Below are 3,206 nucleotides of genomic sequence, written 5' to 3'. Positions count from 1 at the left end.
AGTTATATTTACCTCGACGGAGTAGTTTACATGGACGGTTCTAAAATTAATAAATTGACATTTGGCCAGTCTGCTAGCTTATGGTGGGCTATTACATGGCGTACTATCCTTATTTGTATCATTCCAATGCTTCTTGCAAATTTCCTTTTAGCAAAAGGCTTGGGGATTGATGAGTCTACAATATCGCTAGTCCAAAACTTAATATTCATTCCTATCATGATTCAGGTACAGAGGCATGTTATAAATCGTCAAGGTTTTAATGGTTTTGATATTCAAGTGAAAGATATTGAAAGCGATAAGTAAATATAACAAGCTGTTCAAGCGGGACAAATAACAGTTGGCTGGTTCCGCTTTGCTTCACATTATAGCCAACTACAATTTGCCCCTTAACAGGGCGTTATGTTTCAAGGATGAGTCTGTGAATGTAGTAGAGTTAAATAAGTATTTTCAAACAGCTCTTTTATTCAATATTCCAAAAGGTTTAAAGAGGCTTTCATATCAAATATCTAAAGATGGCTTAGTTGTTCAAGCTGTTTTTTACTCTGAGCCTGTAGAGTTTGAAATTGATTGTATCCATTCCACAACGTCTGAAGTGCTAGGTAATTATTCGGACGAGTTTAATAGCTCTGTATGTACAAAAATTGAAAATGAATGTACAAAAATTCAAGATTTAGATAATCTAGTCTTTGCTAGATATGACGCTGAAGAGTATTGAAACATAACAAGAATTTCAAGCGGGACTGCTAACAGTTTGCTCGGTTTCGCTTCGCTACACATTTTAGCAAACTATTATCAGCCCCTTAAATGGGCGTTAAATGCCACGCAACCATCAAGGAGCAGTGAATACTCTATGTTTTCAGATTTGATTAAAATATTGCAAGTTATAAAAGACTCGGTAAAAGACGTTGTAAATCTGAAAGAAAAGGGTGAAAGAGAAAAAGCATTGCTAGAAATGCTGAAGACATACTTTATTCTTTATGATGTCCACAAAGATGGTGTGAAATTATTAAAGTTAGTTAACGAAGATCCTGTTGAGTTCATAAAAACTTTGAACGATGAGGAGCTTCAATCACACATTAATGTATGGGATAAAATCTTACGAAGACAAGGTGTGAGGTTATATAACGTACAAGAGTATATTTCTTCTCAAAGCTATCTTGCAGTTATAAATCCTGACGCCGTAGATAAAATATCAGAAGTTGTAGGCAACAAAATGGATAGACTCGTTACTTTACATAGAATGGGTGCTTCACTCTTTTTCAGAAATGTATTTCCCATTGAAGAAACTCCAAGCACAATAGCTTCTCTTGCAATGCAATCTCTAACTAAGCAAGAGTCAGGTGTAATTGACAAAGACTCTGTTGCAAAAGAACTAAGAGAATTAAAGGTAGTACTTGGTGAGTTTAGAGAGATTACGGACAAGATGATGGAAGCTAAAGAAATATTGGCTCTATCTAAAAAGGCAAGAAAAGAAACATTAATGGCTACATAGTCAGCAAAATAGGCATTTAACAAGTCACTCAAGCAGGACAAATAACAGTTGGTTTTTGCTCCTTCGTCGCTTATTTTAACCAACTGATATTTGCCTCTTAGTGAGGCGTTAGAATTTTTCAAAGTCAGAGTATATAAAATGAAGTTAGCAGAAGCTTTAAATCGAAGAGCAGAAATCAGTCAAAAATTACAAGAGTTAAGAGAAAGGACTATTCGAAATGTTTTAGTACAGGAAGGAGAGCAACCTTCTGAAAACCCTTCGGATCTATTAAAGCTACAAGAAGCTCTATTCTTAGAGTTTGAAAATTTAGTTGCTTCTATAAACCAAACAAATAACCAAATATCTTTAAGTGATGGTAAGTTAATGGTTTTAGCTTTATCGCAAAGAGAAACGCTAAAGTTAAAACATAGCTTGTATAAGTCAATAGCCTCAGAAGCTACACCAAAAATTTCTCGTTATAGCAAAACGGAAATAAAATCTATTAGTGTAGTAAACGTAAGTGAAGTCCAACAATCAGCTGACTTATATGCGCAACAACTACGTGAATTGGATGGTAAAATACAACAAGCTAACTGGAGTAATGAGTTAGTCTAGAGTGTTCGGTAACAATATGATAAATGTGAGTACAACCCGTCAACTGGGCAAGTTGAAACTTTAAGGAGTAATTATTTACTCTAGGGCAGCAGGTTGCCCTAAAAATTTAAAGATATACCTGTGTATCGTTACATGTGTACTTTTATTTTTTAAAACTTAGAACCGTGTACTGGTTATCATATTGTGAGGGTGGGATCGGGGAACAAAATTCTAACAAGGCGTTCAAACGGGCAAAAAACAGTTGGTTGTTTTCACTCCGTTCAATATTATAACCAACAATTTTTTGCCGCTTAACGCGGCGTTATATTACTACAAGGAGGTTTATGTGTTTCGTTTTACAATAAGTGTAATACTCACTTTTATGAGTTCAATGGTTAGCGCTGATTGTACATCTACAGGTTGCTTTGGAGTTTACGTAGATAAGCTCTACGTGAATGCATCAGGTGTTATATATATTGGTACAAGTGGGGATGAAAAAGACTTGTCTTGCTCTGCTGTATCTGATGTGTATACAACTCTCCAAATAACTGAGCCGGGTGCAAATGCAATTTATTCTACGTTATTATCAGCTCAAATGGCCAACAAGCTTGTAACTATTAGAACAGCTGATAACTCATCTGGGTGTACAGTTTCTTACGTTACTATAGAGAAGCAGTAATATAACAAGCTGTTCAAGCGGGACAAATAATAGTTGGCTGGTTTCGCTCCGCTTCACATTTTAGCCAACTACAATTTGCCCCTTAACAGGGCGTTAGGTGAATCATGAGTAATGTGCAATGGAGAAGGTTTAGAGTGCAGTCTAAATTGCTAATTGATCAAATGAAGCTAGAACAACTACCTACAGAGTTCTTTGATGAACTGACTAGAATAGAAGAACTTCTTGAACAACCTGACTACATTTCATCAACTCCAATGGTTTGCTCTCAAGCTCCAGGAATTGATAAAACATCTTTAAAACCTGATGTACTAAATAAGTACAATGAAATATTGGAATTAGGTAAAAGGTTTAAATAAAGCTGTTCTGGTGAATATTCACCTAACAAGCTGTTCAAGCGGGACAAATTGCAGTTGGCTGTTTCGCTCCGCTCACATTATAGCCAACTACAATTTGCCCCTTAAC

The 3,206-nt window shown here is 35.8% G+C and carries 5 protein-coding genes; all 5 read left to right on the top strand.

The window, feature by feature from the left end:
• On the top strand, positions 1-303 hold a 303-nt coding region (locus AC27JP_RS20250; RefSeq protein ID WP_487117754.1), incomplete at its 5' end, for a hypothetical protein.
• Positions 304-418: 115 nt separating this feature from the next.
• Positions 419-715, top strand: coding sequence for a MafI2 family immunity protein (locus AC27JP_RS20245; RefSeq protein WP_487117753.1), 297 nt, complete (start codon positions 419-421; stop codon positions 713-715).
• 135 nt (positions 716-850) lie between these two features.
• Positions 851-1,492, top strand: a complete 642-nt coding sequence (locus AC27JP_RS20240) for a hypothetical protein (RefSeq protein WP_487117752.1) — start codon at positions 851-853, stop codon at positions 1,490-1,492.
• Positions 1,493-1,630: 138 nt separating this feature from the next.
• Complete coding sequence (locus AC27JP_RS20235) at positions 1,631-2,086, top strand: DIP1984 family protein (RefSeq protein ID WP_487117751.1); 456 nt, start codon at positions 1,631-1,633, stop codon at positions 2,084-2,086.
• A 762-nt stretch (positions 2,087-2,848) separates the two neighbouring features.
• Positions 2,849-3,100 carry a hypothetical protein gene (locus tag AC27JP_RS20230; RefSeq protein WP_487117750.1) on the top strand — a complete coding sequence of 84 codons (252 nt, stop codon included), beginning with the start codon at positions 2,849-2,851 and terminating at the stop codon, positions 3,098-3,100.
• Positions 3,101-3,206: the final 106 nt, after the last annotated feature.

It is taken from the genome of Colwellia sp. SU-HH01172 (assembly GCF_057553355.1).
The sequence above is the reverse complement of the archived record's forward strand: the minus strand, read 5'-3'. Positions and strand labels throughout refer to the sequence as shown.